The sequence below is a fragment of the Modestobacter sp. URMC 112 genome, assembly GCF_053502575.1.
In genome coordinates, this window is sequence record NZ_CP199957.1 from 1,020,037 (window position 1) to 1,034,943 (window position 14,907).

The 14,907-nt window shown below is 75.8% G+C and carries 14 protein-coding genes; 7 read left to right on the forward strand and 7 right to left on the reverse strand.

Annotated features, from left to right (window positions below; genetic code table 11):
* Nucleotides 1-109: 109 nt before the first annotated feature.
* The 4 genes from ACWIX6_RS04915 to ACWIX6_RS04930 all read right to left on the reverse strand — a co-directional run bounded on the left by ACWIX6_RS04915 (nucleotide 110) and on the right by ACWIX6_RS04930 (nucleotide 5,155).
* Complete coding sequence (locus ACWIX6_RS04915) at nucleotides 110-979, reverse strand: oxygenase MpaB family protein (RefSeq protein WP_448615725.1); 870 nt, start codon at nucleotides 977-979, stop codon at nucleotides 110-112.
* A complete protein-coding gene (locus ACWIX6_RS04920) occupies nucleotides 976-1,923 on the reverse strand; it encodes an alpha/beta fold hydrolase (RefSeq protein ID WP_448615726.1) in 948 nt (315 codons plus the stop codon). Before ACWIX6_RS04920 ends, ACWIX6_RS04915 begins: the two co-directional genes overlap by 4 nt.
* A gap of 173 nt (nucleotides 1,924-2,096) precedes the next feature.
* Nucleotides 2,097-3,269, reverse strand: a complete 1,173-nt coding sequence (locus ACWIX6_RS04925) for an outer membrane protein assembly factor BamB family protein (protein WP_448615727.1) — start codon at nucleotides 3,267-3,269, stop codon at nucleotides 2,097-2,099.
* A 122-nt stretch (nucleotides 3,270-3,391) separates the two neighbouring features.
* Nucleotides 3,392-5,155: a DEAD/DEAH box helicase gene (locus ACWIX6_RS04930; protein ID WP_448615728.1), complete on the reverse strand. Its 1,764-nt coding sequence runs from the start codon at nucleotides 5,153-5,155 to the stop codon at nucleotides 3,392-3,394.
* A gap of 256 nt (nucleotides 5,156-5,411) precedes the next feature.
* Here ACWIX6_RS04930 and ACWIX6_RS04935 point away from each other — a divergent pair, with 256 nt between their 5' ends.
* Nucleotides 5,412-6,062 (forward strand): ferritin-like fold-containing protein, encoded by a 651-nt coding sequence (locus tag ACWIX6_RS04935; RefSeq protein WP_448615729.1) that lies wholly within the window; start codon nucleotides 5,412-5,414, stop codon nucleotides 6,060-6,062.
* A 101-nt stretch (nucleotides 6,063-6,163) separates the two neighbouring features.
* Here the strand turns inward: ACWIX6_RS04935 and ACWIX6_RS04940 are convergent, their stop codons facing one another.
* The 3 genes from ACWIX6_RS04940 to ACWIX6_RS04950 form a co-directional block, all read right to left on the reverse strand.
* Nucleotides 6,164-8,119, reverse strand: coding sequence for a methyl-accepting chemotaxis protein (locus ACWIX6_RS04940; RefSeq protein ID WP_448615730.1), 1,956 nt, complete (start codon nucleotides 8,117-8,119; stop codon nucleotides 6,164-6,166).
* Between the two features lie 259 nt (nucleotides 8,120-8,378).
* The gene (locus tag ACWIX6_RS04945) at nucleotides 8,379-8,609 is read right to left on the reverse strand and encodes a DUF3107 domain-containing protein (RefSeq protein WP_448615731.1); all 231 of its coding nucleotides are present in this window, start codon (nucleotides 8,607-8,609) and stop codon (nucleotides 8,379-8,381) included.
* A gap of 101 nt (nucleotides 8,610-8,710) precedes the next feature.
* On the reverse strand, nucleotides 8,711-9,367 hold the full coding sequence (locus ACWIX6_RS04950; protein WP_448615732.1) for a TetR/AcrR family transcriptional regulator: 657 nt from the start codon (nucleotides 9,365-9,367) through the stop codon (nucleotides 8,711-8,713).
* Nucleotides 9,368-9,434: 67 nt separating this feature from the next.
* Between ACWIX6_RS04950 and ACWIX6_RS04955 the strand changes: the two genes are divergently transcribed.
* The 6 genes from ACWIX6_RS04955 to ACWIX6_RS04980 all read left to right on the forward strand — a co-directional run bounded on the left by ACWIX6_RS04955 (nucleotide 9,435) and on the right by ACWIX6_RS04980 (nucleotide 14,887).
* Nucleotides 9,435-10,505 (forward strand): alpha/beta fold hydrolase, encoded by a 1,071-nt coding sequence (locus ACWIX6_RS04955; protein WP_448615733.1) that lies wholly within the window; start codon nucleotides 9,435-9,437, stop codon nucleotides 10,503-10,505.
* A gap of 71 nt (nucleotides 10,506-10,576) precedes the next feature.
* Nucleotides 10,577-11,584, forward strand: coding sequence for a DUF3152 domain-containing protein (locus tag ACWIX6_RS04960; protein WP_448615734.1), 1,008 nt, complete (start codon nucleotides 10,577-10,579; stop codon nucleotides 11,582-11,584).
* Nucleotides 11,585-11,705: 121 nt separating this feature from the next.
* Nucleotides 11,706-12,866 (forward strand): adenylyltransferase/sulfurtransferase MoeZ, encoded by a 1,161-nt coding sequence (gene moeZ / locus ACWIX6_RS04965; RefSeq protein ID WP_448615735.1) that lies wholly within the window; start codon nucleotides 11,706-11,708, stop codon nucleotides 12,864-12,866.
* 126 nt (nucleotides 12,867-12,992) lie between these two features.
* Nucleotides 12,993-13,568, forward strand: coding sequence for a TIGR03086 family metal-binding protein (locus ACWIX6_RS04970; protein ID WP_448615736.1), 576 nt, complete (start codon nucleotides 12,993-12,995; stop codon nucleotides 13,566-13,568).
* A 151-nt stretch (nucleotides 13,569-13,719) separates the two neighbouring features.
* Entirely contained in the window at nucleotides 13,720-14,580 is an 861-nt protein-coding gene (locus ACWIX6_RS04975) for a hypothetical protein (protein ID WP_448615737.1), read from the forward strand.
* Between the two features lies 1 nt (nucleotide 14,581).
* The gene (locus ACWIX6_RS04980) at nucleotides 14,582-14,887 is read left to right on the forward strand and encodes an MGMT family protein (protein WP_448615738.1); all 306 of its coding nucleotides are present in this window, start codon (nucleotides 14,582-14,584) and stop codon (nucleotides 14,885-14,887) included.
* Nucleotides 14,888-14,907 lie beyond the last annotated feature (20 nt).

Below are 14,907 nucleotides of genomic sequence, written 5' to 3' on the forward strand. Positions count from 1 at the left end.
CCGCCGTCGGCCCCGTCCCGATGGCCCCCTGCAGGGTCCCGCCGTCGGCCCCGTCCCGAGGCTCACCCCGAGCGTGCGAGCGGTGGGGGGCAGGGGGTCCTTCGACTTCTCAGGCGGTCAGCGGCTCGGCCTCCACACGGGCCCGGGCGGCGCGGAGGATCGGCGACTCCCGGACCCGGGCCGGCACGGCCAGCGCGGCCTGCCGGAACGCCTTCACCGCGGCCGTCGCGGCCGGCTCGGTCAGTCCGAGGCCGGGCAGCCCGTACATCCTCCGCGCCCACCTCGGCAGCGTGGCGGCTCCCAGCGACGCGAGGCTCGCCCAGCCCGGCCGGGCCGGGGTGAGCAGCTGCACCCAGCCGGGCATGGGCGGCAGCAGGATGAACCCGGCGCCGGCCCGCGCCGGCGCGGTCAGCCGCAGCTCGGGCCGCACCTGCTCGAAGTAGTCGTCCAGGGCGGCGGTCGAGGCCGGGACGTCGGCGGCCGGCACACCGATCAGGGTCGCCGCGGTCACTTGCTCGGCCACGTAGCGGTCGGCCTCGGCGTCGGTCAGCGGCACCCCGGCCCGGCGGGCGACCGACAGCAGGGAGTCGACCTCGCAGTTGTGCACCCACAGCAGCAGGTCGGGGTCGTCGACCCGGTAGCTGCGACCGGTGGTCGGGTCGACCCCGGCGAACCGGCCGTGCATGCCGCGGACCCGGCGCACCTGCCGCAGCGCGTCGCGCCGGGTGCCGAAGGTCAGCGTGGCGACGTACTCCGCGGTGCGGGTCAGCCGCGGCCACGGGTCGGTCCGGAACCCCTCGGAGAACTGGTGGACGCCGTCCATCGCGACCGGGTGCAGCGCCTGCAGCAGCAGCGCGCGGATGCCACCGACGGAGAAGCTCGGGTCGGCGTGCACTCGCCAGGTGACGCTGTCCGGGCCGAAGAAGCCCAGCCGGTCCTCCTCGGCCGTGAACTCGGAGACCGACGGCGGCCGGGTCACCGCAGGGCCCCGGCGGCGTCGTCCCGCGCGTCCTCGGGACCGGTGCGGCGGTCGTCGGGCAGGGTCGACCAGAAGTCCAGCAGGGCTCGCAGGGTGCCCGCCGGGTTCTCGATCGCCGGGGAGTGCACCGCGGCGTCGACGACCGCGTGCCGGGCGCCAAGCCGGTGCGCCATGTCCTCCTGCGCGGCCGGGCTCCACGCGTCGTCGGCGATGCCGTGCACGACCAGCACCGGCACCCCGGTGGCCGCCAGCTCGGCCACCCGGTCGGGCTCGCCGAGCATGGCGTCGGCCATGCCCAGCAGGCCGGCGGCGCTGTTGCGCAGGAAGCGGGCGGTGAGGAACTCCCGGGTGGCGCGGGGCACCTCCAGGTGCCGGGGGTCGGTCATCGCCAGCTGGTCGAGGGTGTCGCTGACCAGCTGCACGCCGCCGGTGGCCAGCAGCGGACCCAGGTGGTCCAGCAGCTCGGCCCGCGCCCCGGTGAGCCGGTCGGGACCGCTGCCGAGCAGGGTGAGCGAGTCCACGGCGCCCGGGTCGGCCAGCACCGCGGCCCGGGCGACCAGCCCGCCGAAGCTGTGGCCGAGCAGGTGCACGGGCGCGCCGGACTCCGCGCGCAGCTGACGGGTGACCTGCAGCAGGTCCCCGGCGAGCTCGGCGACGGTGTACCGCGCCGGGTCGTCGGGGCCCGGCGACTCGTACTGGCCGCGCTGGTCGACCGCGACGGCGCGGAACCCGGCCTCGGCGAGCGGGTCCAGCAGCGGCGCGAAGTCCTCCTTGCTGCCCGTGTACCCGGCGACCAGGAGCACGGTGCCCCGGGCGGCCGGGCCGGTGTCCAGCGCGGCCAGCGGGCCGGCGTCGCCGTCGAAGGTGACCGGGACGGCGGAGTGGGCGGACAGCTGGCGGAGGTCGTCGGGCGCCGTGTGTTCGGAGCCTCCGGGCAGGACCATGGCACCGAGTGTGCCCCGAGCTGCGCCCCCGCGCCGCCGACCCAGCCCGACGGCCACCCCTTCGAAGGCCCGTGCCGAGCTCCTGGTGGCCCGTCCGGAGGCTCGCCCCGATTGGCCCTCCTGCAGGGGCCCGCCGCGAGCGTGCGAGCGGTGGGGGGCAGGAGGGTCCTTCCTCAGCGCAGCCCGACGACGCCGTCCGCTGTGGCGTACACGACCGCCGGGCCGACGACCGACGTGCGGCCGCCGGGGGAGAGCTCGGCGGCCACCCCCGACCGGCCCCGTTCGACCCCGTCGACGAGGGACCGCCGCACCAGAGCGCCCGGCTCGGGGACCAGGACCTCGGCGTCCGGGCCGGTCGCGCCGCTGACCGAGGGCAGGCCGGTCGCAGCGGCCTGCCAGCGCGGCGCACCGGTGAGCTGGTCGAGGGCGAGGACGGTGCTCCGGACCCACACCAGCGCGACGTCGTCCATCCCGGCCTGCTGCAACGGCTCCCGGGTCGGGCTCGCACCGGCCGGCAGCGACGGCAGCGGCAGCTCCTGCAGCTGGGTGCCGTCGAGGGGGGACAGGACCAGCAGCCGGTTCCCGACGACGACGTCCACCAACCGGTCGGCACCCACCAGCCGGGCCGTGCCGGCCCCGGTGTCCAGCTCCCGGGTCCACAGCCTGCTGCCCTCGAAGCCGTTCAGCAGCTCCACCTGGAGGGTGGGCCGGTCGGCGCACCGCTGCAGCAGGGCCACCCCGGTGCTGCCCACGTCGGCGCCGACGAGCTCGCAGCCGTCGGGCACGTGGTGCCGCCAGCGGAGCGTGTTGCCGGCCGGGTCGAGTGTGGCGACCCCGGTCGGCGAGCTGGCCAGCACGATCCCGGCGGTGCTGGACAGCTGAGTGTCCCCGCGGAAGTCGACGTTGCGGTACCAGACCCGGACCCCCGTGGAGGCCCGCAGGGCCACCGCCTCGTCGCAGCGGCCGGCGGTGCGGAACACCGCCACGACCACGCCGTCGACCGCGGTGGCGTCGCAGAGCCGGGCGTTGTCCCGGGTGTAGTGCCAGGCCTCCCGGCCGGTGACCGGGTCGCGCATGGTGACCCCGGTGGGGCTGGCGGTGAGCACCCGTCCGCTCTCCACCACCCGCCGGGGGGCCGGGGAGGAGTCGGCGGACCAGGCCGCGGCCAGCCGGGCGGCGGGCTGCCCGGCCGGCAAGGCGGCCGCCGCCGCGGTGGTGCTGCTGGTCGCCGCGGCGTCCGAGCCGCGCCAGAGCAGGGCCGCGACGGCGACCAGGACGAGGGTGGCCGCCGTCCAGACCACCACGCGCAGCGGCGGACGGGACGACGGACGCCGGTGCGTGCTCACCCGACGTGCTGGAGCGGCCCGCATCCACGGGCCCGCCCCGAGCGGAGCAAGGGGTGGAGGCCGGCCCCCTTGCAGGGTCCCGCTGCGAGCTTGTCAGCGGTGAGGGGCAAGGGGGTCCCCCCTCAGGCGGCGGACTCGGAGCCGCCGCGGCCGGAGCCGCCACGACGCCGACGACGCCGGGGACGGCCGGCGCCGCCCTCGCCGTCGGCCGCACCGGTGGTCGCCGCTTCGGGTGCGGTCGCGCCCACCGGGGCGTCGTAGGCCGCCTTCGCACCCTCCGCGGCCGGGCCGGCGCCGCGGGTGCGCCGGCGGGGACGGCTCTTGGGCGGTCCGGCGGCCGGCTCGGTGTCCGTCCCGCCGTCCCGGCTGCCGGAGTCCCGGCCGCCGCTGTCCCGGCCGGGGCCGGACTGCGCACCGCCGGAACGGCCGGCGCCGCGCTGGCGCTTGCCGGTCTCGCCCAGGTCCTCGAGCTGCTCGGCGTCCAGGCCCTCCCGGGTGCGCTGCGCCCGGGGCAGCCGGCCGGTGGCTGTCTCCGGGATGTCCAGGTCGGCGCGCAGGGCGGGGGAGGTGGAGTAGGTCTCCGGCGGGTCGGTGAACTCCAGGCCGAGTGCCTTGTTGATCAGCTGCCAGCGCGGGATGTCGTCCCAGTCGACCAGGGTGACGGCGACGCCGGCGCTGCCCGCGCGACCGGTCCGGCCGATCCGGTGCACGTAGGTCTTCTCGTCCTCCGGGCACTGGTAGTTCACGACGTGGCTGACGCCGGTGACGTCGATGCCGCGGGCGGCGACGTCGGTGGCGACCAGCACGTCGACCTTGCCGCTGCGGAACGCGCGCAGCGCCTGCTCGCGGGCGCCCTGGCCGAGGTCGCCGTGCACGGCCGCGGCGGCGAACCCGCGCTCCACCAGGTCGTCGGCGACCTTCTGCGCGGTGCGCTTGGTGCGACAGAAGACCATGACCAGGCCGCGGTCGCGGGCCTGCAGCACCCGCGCCAGCAGCTCGGGCTTGTCCAGGTTGTGGGCCCGGTAGATGAACTGCGTCGTCTGCGGGACGGTGCTGCCCTCGTCGTTGCCGTGCGCCCGGATGTGCGTCGGCTGGGTCATGAACTGGCGGGCCAGGTTCACGATCGGGCCGGGCATCGTGGCGGAGAAGAGCATCGTCTGCCGCTTCTCCGGGACCATCTGCAGCACCCGCTCGATGTCGGGCAGGAAGCCCAGGTCGAGCATCTCGTCGGCCTCGTCGAGGACCAGCACGCGGACCTTGCCGAGGATCAGGTGACCCTGCTGGGCCAGGTCGAGCAGCCGGCCGGGGGTGCCGACGACGATCTCGACGCCGCCCTGCAGCGCCTGGACCTGCGGCTCGTAGGCCCGCCCGCCGTAGATGGCCTGCACGCGGATGCCGCGGCGTGAGCCGGCGGCGGAGAGGTCGCGGGACACCTGGACGCACAGCTCGCGGGTCGGCACGACGACCAGCGCCTGCGGGACGCCGTCCCCGCCCTCGGCTGGTGGGACCACCCGCTGCAGCATCGGGACGCCGAAGCCCAGCGTCTTGCCGGTGCCGGTGCGCGCCTGGCCGATGAGGTCGTTGCCGGTCAGGGCCAGCGGGAGGGTGAGCTCCTGGATGGCGAAGGTGCGCGTGATGCCCACCTCGGCCAGGGCGGCCACGACGTCGGGGTGCACGTCGAAGTCGCTGAACAGCGGGCTGTCGCTGGCGACGGGGGCGCCGCCGAGTTCCTCGATGACGGACTCGAGCTGCTCGGGGGCCGGCGCGCCGGTCTCGGAGTGCTCGAGCTCGGGAGTGGTGGGGGTGGGGTCGCTGGAGGTCAGTTCTCTCGCCTCGGTCTGGTGGGGGACCGGGGCGTCGTCGGCGCCCGAGGGGCCCGGTGACACCTGCCGGTCCCGGGGTCGGTTCCGGGATGGTCGTCCAGCGCCGACGCGGCCAGCGGACCGGGCGTCAGGAACGGACTGCCCGGGAGACGGCCCACAGGGGCCGGTCTCGAGGATGAGATCCAGCGGTCATCAGCGCACACGGAGTTGCATTGCAGGAACGAGCCTGGCGGCCCGCTGATGCCATCCTAACCTGCCGGGCCCGCTAGCCTCGCTGCGCGCGCCCGGAGCACCCCGGGCGGGGGACGAGGGGGAGCACGTGGCCACGGTGGACGAGCGGGCCGTCCCCGACCTGCTGGGGGTGCTCGCCTACGCCGAGCTCACCGCCTTCGACCGGCTGGCCGAGGACGCCCGGCTGGCCCCCACCCTCGACGGGCACGCCGCGCTGGCCCGGATGGCCGCCGCCGAGGTCGCCCACCACACCCGGGTGACGGCGCGGCTGCGGGAGCTGGGCGTGGAGCCGGCCGAGGCGATGGCGCCGTTCGTCGTCCCGCTGGACGCCTTCCACGACGGCACCCGGGCCAGCACCTGGCTGGAGGGGCTGGTCAAGGCCTACGTGGGGGACGGGCTGGCCACCGACTTCTACCGGGAGGTCGCGGCGTTCCTGCCGCAGCCGGACCGCGCGCTGGTGGAGGAGGTGCTCGCCGACACGGGGTACGCCGACTTCGCCGTCCGGGAGGTGCGCGCCGCCATCGCCGCGGACCGCACCCTGGCCGGCCGGCTGGCCCTGTGGGCCCGCCGGCTGGTGGGCGAGGCGCTGACCCAGTCCCAGGCGGTCATCGCCGAGCACGACCGGCTGGCGGACCTGATCATCGCCGGCACGGGCGACCTGGCCGGGGTCGGTCAGCTGCTGCAGCGGATCACCACCGCGCACGGGGACCGGATGCGCGCCCTCGGCCTCAACCCATGAAGGACCCCCTTCCCCCCGCCCCTCGCAGGCTCGGGGCGGTGCCCTGAAGGGGCCTCGGCGCTCGGCGCGGGCACCGGGGCCGCCCCTCCCGGCCGGGGCGGTCAGACCTTGAACTGCGACACCAGCCGGGACAGCTCGCCGGTGATGTCGGCCAGTCCCTCCGCCGCCGTGCGCGCCTGCACGGCGTCCACGCCGGTCTCGTCGGTGACCGTGGAGATGGTGGTGATCGACGAGGCGATCGAGCCGGTCCCCTGGGCGGCCTCGCTGACGCCGCGGGACATCTCGTTGGTGGTGGCGGTCTGCTCCTCCACCGCGCTGGCGATGGTGGTCTGGTAGTCGCTGATCTGCGAGATCACCTCGTCGATGCGGGCGATGGCGGCCACCGCGCCGGTGGTGTCGCCCTGGATGGCCTCCACCCGCCGGGCGATGTCCTCCGTCGCCCGCGCCGTCTCCTGCGCCAGCTCCTTCACCTCGTTGGCCACCACCGCGAAGCCCTTGCCGGCCTCACCGGCCCGCGCGGCCTCGATCGTGGCATTGAGCGCCAGCAGGTTGGTCTGCTCGGCGATGGAGGTGATCACCTTGACCACGTCGCCGATCCCGCGGGAGGACTCGCCGAGCTTGGTGACCGTCGCGTTGGTCGCCTGGGCGGCGGAGACCGCCTCGCCGGCCATCCGGGCCGCCTCGTTGGCGTTGGTGGCGATCTCGCGGATGCTCGCGCCCATCTCCTCGGCGCCCGCGGCCACGGTCTGCACGTTGCGGGAAACCTGCTCGGCGACGGCGGAGACCTGCAGGGTCTGCGCGGCCGTCCGCTCGACGCCGTCCGCGAGCCGGCCGGACACCCCCGACATCCCCTGGGACACCTCGGTCAGCGTCCCGGAGAGCCGGCCGATCCCGGCCACCGTGTCGGCCACCTTGACCACGAAGCGGTTGAACGCCGCCCCCAGCCGGCCGATCTCGTCCGCCCGGCTCTCGTCCACCCGGGCGGTGAGGTCGCCGTCGCCGTCGGCGATCTCCTCCATCCGCTCGCGCAGCGCGTCCAGCGGGGCGACCACGCGGCGGGCCACGAGGAACGTGCCCAGGACGGCCAGGAGCATGGTGATCGCCGCCCCGACCAGGACGGTCGTCCGCAGCGCGTGCGCCCCGGCGAGGACGGCGCTCTCCGGCACCTCGACGAGGAGGGCCCAGCTCTGCCCGTCCCCGACCTCGATCGGGGTCGCCACCAGCATCGTCGCGCCGGCCGCCGTGTCCACGGTCCGCTGCACGACCTCCCCGGACGCCAGTGCCTCCGCGGTGGCCTCCGCCGCCGCGCCGCCCGGTGCCTCGCCAGGCTGGTCGCCGTCCCGGTTGCTGGCCACGACGTTGCCGCCGGTGGACACCAGGACCGCCCGGCCGACGTCGTAGGGGCGGATGGCGGCGATCTGCTCCGCGACGCCGTCCAGTGGGATGTCGACGCCGGCCACCCCGACGACCTGGTCGCCGACCCGGACGGGGGCGGCCAGCGAGGTCATCAGGATCTCCTGACCGGCCACCTCGTACGTGTAGGGCTCGATGGCCATCGCGGTCCCGTTGTCCCGGGGCAGCAGGTAAAAGTCGCCGGTGCCGGGCTCCTCGTAGCCGACGATGGCGGTGACCGCGATGTCGGCGCCGTCCCTGAACCAGTAGGACATGTATCGGCCCGTGGCGTCGCTGGTGGGGCTGCCGACGTTGCCGGCGTCCCGTCCGTCGAAGGCGTCGGGCTCGAACACCGACCAGGTCCCGATCAGGCTCGGGTCGGCGACCAGCAGCTGCCGCTCGATCCGGTCGGCGAGGCTCCGGTCCCCGCCCCGGTCGACGGCCATCGTGCCCAGCGTCTGCGCAAGGTCCCGGGCCGTCCCCAGCTGCCGGGCGATCCCGGCGCCGACCTCCGCGGCGTGCTCCTCGGCGAGGGTGGCGGCGTACCGCGCGCCGTCCTCCCGCGCCCGGGAGCTCGTCAGCGTCGTCACCACGGCGACGAGGGCGACGAGTGCGACGGCGAGCAGCGCGGCGGTGCTGGCGACGAGGCGCGTCTTGACGGTCATGGGTGCTCCAGGAGCGGGAGGTGTCGGCGGCGGGGTGGCCGTGCCCCTGCTATCGGCTGACACCTCCGGCTCTCGAACCGTCGGGGCCCGTCGCCGGCCCGGACCGGAGGACGACGACGGGGCGCCGCCGCAGCTGCGGCGACGCCCCGTCGGGGACGTACTGGAACTGGCCCCGGTGCAGGGACCCGCGGCGAGCGTTGCGGCCCTCTCCAGGGCACCGCCCCGAGCTTGCGAGGGGTGGGTAGGAGGGGGTCCTTCCTCAGCCGGCGATGAAGCCCACGCGCCGCTGGTCGGCCTCGGCGATCTCGACGTAGGCGATCCGGTCGGTCGGGACGACGACGCGGCGACCGCGCTCGTCGACCAGCGTCAGGAGGCCGTCCTTGGACCCGGTCATGGCCTTCGAGACCTCGGCTGCGATCTCGTCCGGCGTGCTGGGGCTGTCGATGACCAGCTCACGGGGCGAGTGTTGGACACCGATCTTCACTTCCACGCGGGATGCCTCCTCGAGTCGGACTGGGTGTTCCCCACGCTAGTCCAGCCGGGCCGGCCGGCCCGCCGTGGCAGCTGCGCCGACAGCGAACGCCGGCCGGCTCAGCCGGCCGCCGCCCCGTCGTCGTCCCGCCGCGGGAAGCCGGACATGCCCCGCCAGGCCAGCGCGGACATCTGCGACACGGCCTCGTCCCGGGACACCGTGCCGTCGGTGGCCAGCCACCAGCGGGCACTGGTCTCGGCCAGCCCGGTCATGCCCGCGGACAGCAGCAGGGACCGCTCCGGGTCCGCCCCGGTCTCCACGGCGATGACCTCGGCGATCGCCTCGATGCACTGCCGGGCGCCGCGGTCCACGGCGTCCCGCACCTCGGGGTCGTTGCGCAGGTCGGACTCGAACACCAGCCGGAACGCCTCGCCCTCGGCGCCGACGAAGTCGAAGTAGGCACCGACCGCGCCGTCCACCCGGGTCCGGTTGTCCGCGGTGCCGTCCATCGCCTGGCGCACCCGGTCGCTCAGCTCGTCGACCTGCTGCTCCAGCAGCGCCAGGTACAGCTCCCGCTTGCCCGGGAAGTGCTGGTAGAGCACCGGCTTGCTCACCCCGGCGTGGTCGGCGATGTCGTCCATCGCCGCCGCGTGGAAGCCCTGGGCGACGAAGACGTCGCGGGCGGCGCGCAGCAGCTGCTGCCGCCGGGCGCCGCGCGGCAGCCGGGACGTGCGGGGCGCGGGCGTCGGCGCGGGGACGGGTCGGCTGGGCTGCATGGCGGGGCGATGTTACCGGCGCGTCCGTGCCCGGGCCCCGGCTCGGGCGCCGGTCTACCGTCGACGGGTGCCCGACGCCCGCCTCTCCGACGTGTCCCTGCCACGGTCACGGACCCTGGTGCCCCCGTGGCCGGGGGAGCAGGTGCCGGTCGCCGGTGGCCGGGTCTTCGTCCGGCACACCCCCTGGGTCGGCCCGGTCGGCGGGCCGGCGGACCCCGCCGACGACGCCCCGCACGAGCGCGCGCTGTACGTGCACGGGCTGGGTGGGGCCTCCACCAACTGGACCGACCTGGCCGCGCTGCTGGCCGTGCGCTTCGACGGGTACGCGCTGGACCTGCCCGGCTTCGGCCGGTCCGCGCCGCCGCCCGGCGGCAGCTACTCGATGCGCCGCCACGTCCAGGCGGTGGTCGACGTCCTGGAGTGGGTGGTGGCCCGGCCCGGCCCCGGCCAGGGGCAGCCGGTGCACCTGCTGGGCAACTCCCTCGGCGGGCTGGTCAGCCTGTGGGTCGCCACCCGGCGGCCGGACCTGGTCGCGACCCTGACCCTCGTCTCCGCGGCCATGCCGGTGTACCGGGTGCCGGCCGCCTTCGACCGGGCGATCGCCCTGGTCCTGCTGCCCGGGGTCCCGGCGCTGGCGGAGAAGCGGCTGGCCGGGGTGAGCCCGGAGCAGCGCGTCCGCAACCTGGTCCGGATGTGCATCGGCGACCCCTCCCGGGTCCCGGCGGAGCGGCTGACCGAGGCGGTGGAGGAGCTGCGCGAGCACGACGCCCAGCCCTGGGCCGGTCAGGCCCTGACCCGCAGCCTGCGCGGGCTGATGACCTCCTACCTGCGGTTCGGCCGGGCCAACGCGTGGCGGATGGCGCGGTCGGTGCGGATGCCGTCGCTGGTGGTGTGGGGCGACCACGACCGGCTGGTCGACCCGGTCCTGGCCCCCCGGCTGGCCGCCGCGCTCCCCGACGCCCGGCTGCAGGTCCTCCCCGGGGTGGGGCACCTGGCCATGCTGGAGTCGCCGGAGGCCACCGCCCGGGCGGTGCTGGGGCTCGCCGAGGACGCCGCCGGCCAGACGCCCGGGCGCGGCGCGGCTGCGACCGCGGGTGCCGTGGCCGGGGCCGCCGGTGCCGGGCCGACGCGCGGCTGACCGGGCCGGACACGCAGCGACCCCCGGCGAGGTGTCCCGGGTCGGCGGCCGGTCGTGAGAACCTCGACGTCGTGACCGGACCGGACCTGCGTGGCGCGCAGCGGGGCCTGCGGACCGGTGCCCCGGGTGCTCCGCCGGAGCACCCGGCCACCGCACCGCGGCCCGCGGTCGGCCCGCGCGTGGGGACCGACCCCCGGACGAGGGGGACGGCGCAGCCGCTGGTGGCCCGGCGTGATCCCGCCGGGCCCCGGCACGCCGCCTCGAGCCGGCAGTCCGGAGGGCGGGTCCGGCGCTTCGTCCGCCGCTGGGGCTGGCGTGCCTACGCCATCCCGGTGCTGACCCTCGCCACGCTGGTCGCCCTGGTCGACGTGGCCGCCCGCAGCGTCGCCGGCGGGACCCCGCCGGCCGACCCGGTGGCCTCCGCGACCCCCTCCGCGGCCGCGGTGGAGCCCAGCGCGGCCGGGACGCCGGAGCCCACCGCGCCGGCCGTCGGGGAGGGGGTGCCCAGCGACGCGCCCGCCCCGCCGAGCTCCCCGACCTACGTGGAGCAGGGCGCGGGGTCGGTGTCCGTCGTCGACGGCACCTCCGGGGTCTACGGCAGCGGTCCGCTGCAACGCTTCGTCGTCGAGGTCGAGGACGGGATCGCCGTGGACGGGGCGGGCTTCGCCGCCGCGGTCGAGGCCACCCTCGGCGACCCGCGCTCCTGGGGCGGTGGCGGCCGGTTGTCCTTCCAGCGGGTCGGCGCCGCGGACGCCGCGGCCGGCCGGTACGACTTCCGGGTCAGCCTGGTCAGCCCCGGCAGCATGGAGCGCTACTGCCCCGGCGTGGGCACCGGCGGCTACACGTCCTGCCGCTACGGCGAGCGGGCGGTCATCAACCTGGCCCGCTGGGAGACCGCCGTCCCCGACTACGGCGGCGACATCCCCACCTACCGGCAGTACGTGGTCAACCACGAGGTGGGCCACGCGCTGGGCAACGGCCACCAGGACTGCCCCGGACCCGGTCAGCGGGCTCCCGTCATGGCCCAGCAGACCCTCGGCCTGGACGGCTGCACCAAGAACGCCTGGCCGTACCCCTGACCCGACGGCCGGGACGCGGGGCCGGGAATTCCGGGCGCGTGCCCGGGTGTTTGCGGAGCAGAGGACGTCGGCCGAGGTGGCCGGCGCGCCGAGCAACCGCAGTCGCCCCGAAGGAGCCCCCGTGTCGTTGCCACCCCTGGTGGAGCCCGCCGACGACCTCTCGATCGACGAGGTCCGCCGTTACAGCCGCCACCTGATCATCCCCGACGTCGGGATGGACGGGCAGAAGCGGCTGAAGAACGCCAAGGTGCTGGCCGTGGGTGCCGGCGGCCTGGGCTCGCCGGTGCTCATGTACCTCGCCGCCGCAGGTGTCGGGACCCTCGGGATCGTCGAGTTCGACACCGTCGACGAGTCCAATCTGCAGCGCCAGATCATCCACGGCCAGTCCGACGTCGGCCGCTCCAAGGCCGAGAGCGCCCGCGACTCCATCAAGGAGATCAACCCGCTCGTCGACGTCCGGCTGCACGAGACCCGGCTGGACAGCTCGAACGTCGAGGAGATCTTCAGCCAGTACGACCTCATCGTCGACGGCACCGACAACTTCGCCACCCGGTACCTGGTGAACGACGCCTGCGTGCTGCTCGGCAAGCCCTACGTCTGGGGCTCGATCTACCGCTTCGACGGCCAGGTGTCGGTCTTCTGGAACGAGCACGGCCCCAACTACCGCGACCTCTACCCGGTGCCGCCGCCGCCCGGGATGGTCCCCTCCTGCGCCGAGGGCGGTGTGCTGGGCGTGCTGTGCGCGACCATCGGCGCCGTCCAGGCCACCGAGGCGGTCAAGCTGATCACCGGCATCGGCGAGACGCTGCTCGGCCGGCTGATGGTCTACGACGCCCTGGAGATGACCTTCCGCGAGATCAAGGTCCGCAAGGACCCCGAGGGCGAGCCGATCACCGGCCTCATCGACTACGAGGCCTTCTGCGGCGTCGTCTCCGAGGAGGCCCAGGAGGCGGCCGCGGGCTCGACGATCACCGTCGACGAGCTCAAGGACATGATGGACGCCGGCAAGGACTTCGAGCTCATCGACGTCCGGGAGCCCAACGAGTACGAGATCGTGTCCATCCCCGGCGCCAAGCTGATCCCGAAGGACGAGATCCTGTCCGGCCGGGCGCTGTCCCAGCTGCCGCAGGACCGGCCGATCGTGCTGCACTGCAAGACCGGTGTCCGCTCCGCCGAGGCCCTGGCCGCGGTGAAGGCAGCCGGCTTCCGGGACGCCGTCCACGTGCAGGGCGGCGTGACCGCCTGGGCGACGCGCATCGACAAGGCGCTCCCCACCTATTAAGACCTCGTCCCTCCCCACGACACGCTGCGCGCGCCGCGGGTCCCTGGGACGAGGCCGCTCCAGCAGGGTCCGTCACCTCAGGGTGCCGGGCCCTGCTGCGTTCGCGCCCTGGGTTTGACTGGGCCCATGTCCGACCTGCCTCGTGCTGAGCTGCTGGAGCGCTATCAGCGGGCCCAGGCCCAGTTCACCGACCGCGTCGACGCCGTCGAGCCCGGCCAGTGGGACGCGCCCGTGCTGCCCGGCTGGACGGTCGCTGACCTGGTCGCCCACCTGACCGCCGACCAGCTGGCCGTACCGCAGCTGCTGGACGGTGGGAGCGCGGTCGGCATGTCCTCGCAGCCCCGCGACCTGCTCGGCGACGACCCGCTCAGCGCCTGGGAGGACGCGGCCGACGACGCGCTGACCGCCTGGGCCGGGGACGGCGCACTCGACGGCACCGTGGACCTGCCGGGGGGTCCGGTGCCCGCCGCCCACCACCTCCGGGCGATGACCGCCGACCTGACGGTGCACGCCTGGGACCTGGCGCGCGCCGTCGGCGGGGACACCCGGCTCGACCGGGGCCTGGTGGTCGACGCCCTCGACTTCGCCGAGGAACACCTCGGGGAGGACGGCGTCCCGGGCCTGGTCGACCCGCCGGTGCCCGTCCCGCCGGGGGCCGACCCGCTGACCCGGCTGGTCGCCCGGTTCGGCCGTCCGGTGTGATCGGAGCGAACGGGCGAGGTCACGGAGAGCACCGATCGGGTATCGGGCACCTACCATCCGAGCCCCACGCCCGTCGATCCGGAGGCACCTGATGACCCGACCGCCCGAGTCCGTCCGTCCCGAGGGGGCAGGAGGACCGCAGCCGGGGCCGGTGACCGGATGGGGCCAGCAGCCCCCACCCCGGCACGGTGAGGACGGCGGATGGGACCAGCAGCCCCCGCCGCAGGCCCACCCGGACGCCGGCTGGGGCGGGTCACCCCAGTCGCCGCCGACGCCGTACGGGCCCGGCCCGGCCGGACCAGGCCCGTACGGCGGCGCCCCCGGCTGGGACGCGCCCCGTGGCCCGGTCGGTCCAGGTGGACCGACCGGGCCGGGCTGGCCCGGGGGCCCGCCGGGTCCTCGCCGCAGTGGCGGCACCAACAAGGCCCTGCTGATCGCCGGGATCGCCGGGCTCGTGACGGTCCTGGCGGTCGCCGTCCTGCTGTTCCTGGGGCTGCGCGGCGGCAGCGATTCGTCGGCCGCCGAGTCGGCGCCGCCGACCCCCGCCGGTCCGTCGGCGCCGTCCCCGGCCGACCTGCAGGCGTTCCTGGCCACGCTGCCGGCGGACTTCACCGACTGCGGGGAGGCCCCACGGGCCGGGGACGGCGACCTGCTGGCCGCCGGCTGCGGCGCCGCCGGCACCCAGCCCGGGCCCACCGGCGCCCGCTTCTACCTCTATCCCGACGTGCGGACCCTGGACGCCGTGTTCAGCAACGACGTGGACAGCAGCGGGCTCACCGAGTTCACCGACGAGCAGGACTGCTCCACCTCCGTCGGCTACGGCGCGTGGCAGACGACGGGGGAGACCGGCGGGCTGTACGGCTGCGCGATCCTCGACGACGGGACGGTGAGCCTGGCCTGGACCGACGACCGGTTCCTCACCGAGGGGATCGTGTCCGCGCCCGGGACCACCCAGGCCGACGTCGCGGCGCTGTACGCCTGGTGGACCGAGCACAGCTACTACCAGGGCTGACGTGGCCGACCGGCCGGACGGACCGGACGTCGACGAGGCGGTGTTCGATGCCGTCGAGGCGATCCCGCCCGGCCGGGTGAGCACCTACGGCGCCATCGGGCGACTGGTCGGCGTCGGCCCGCGGCGGGTCGCCCGGGCGCTGTCCGCGGGCGGGGCGGCCGTCCCCTGGCACCGGGTGGTGCGCGCGGACGGCACGGCCGCCGAGCCGGTCCGGGTCCGCCAGCTGGAGCTGCTGGCCGCCGAGGGGGTGCCCGTGCGCGACGGCCGGGTCGACCTGTCCGCCGTGGGGTGGCCGGACCGGCACTGACTCCCCAGGACCGTCGGTGG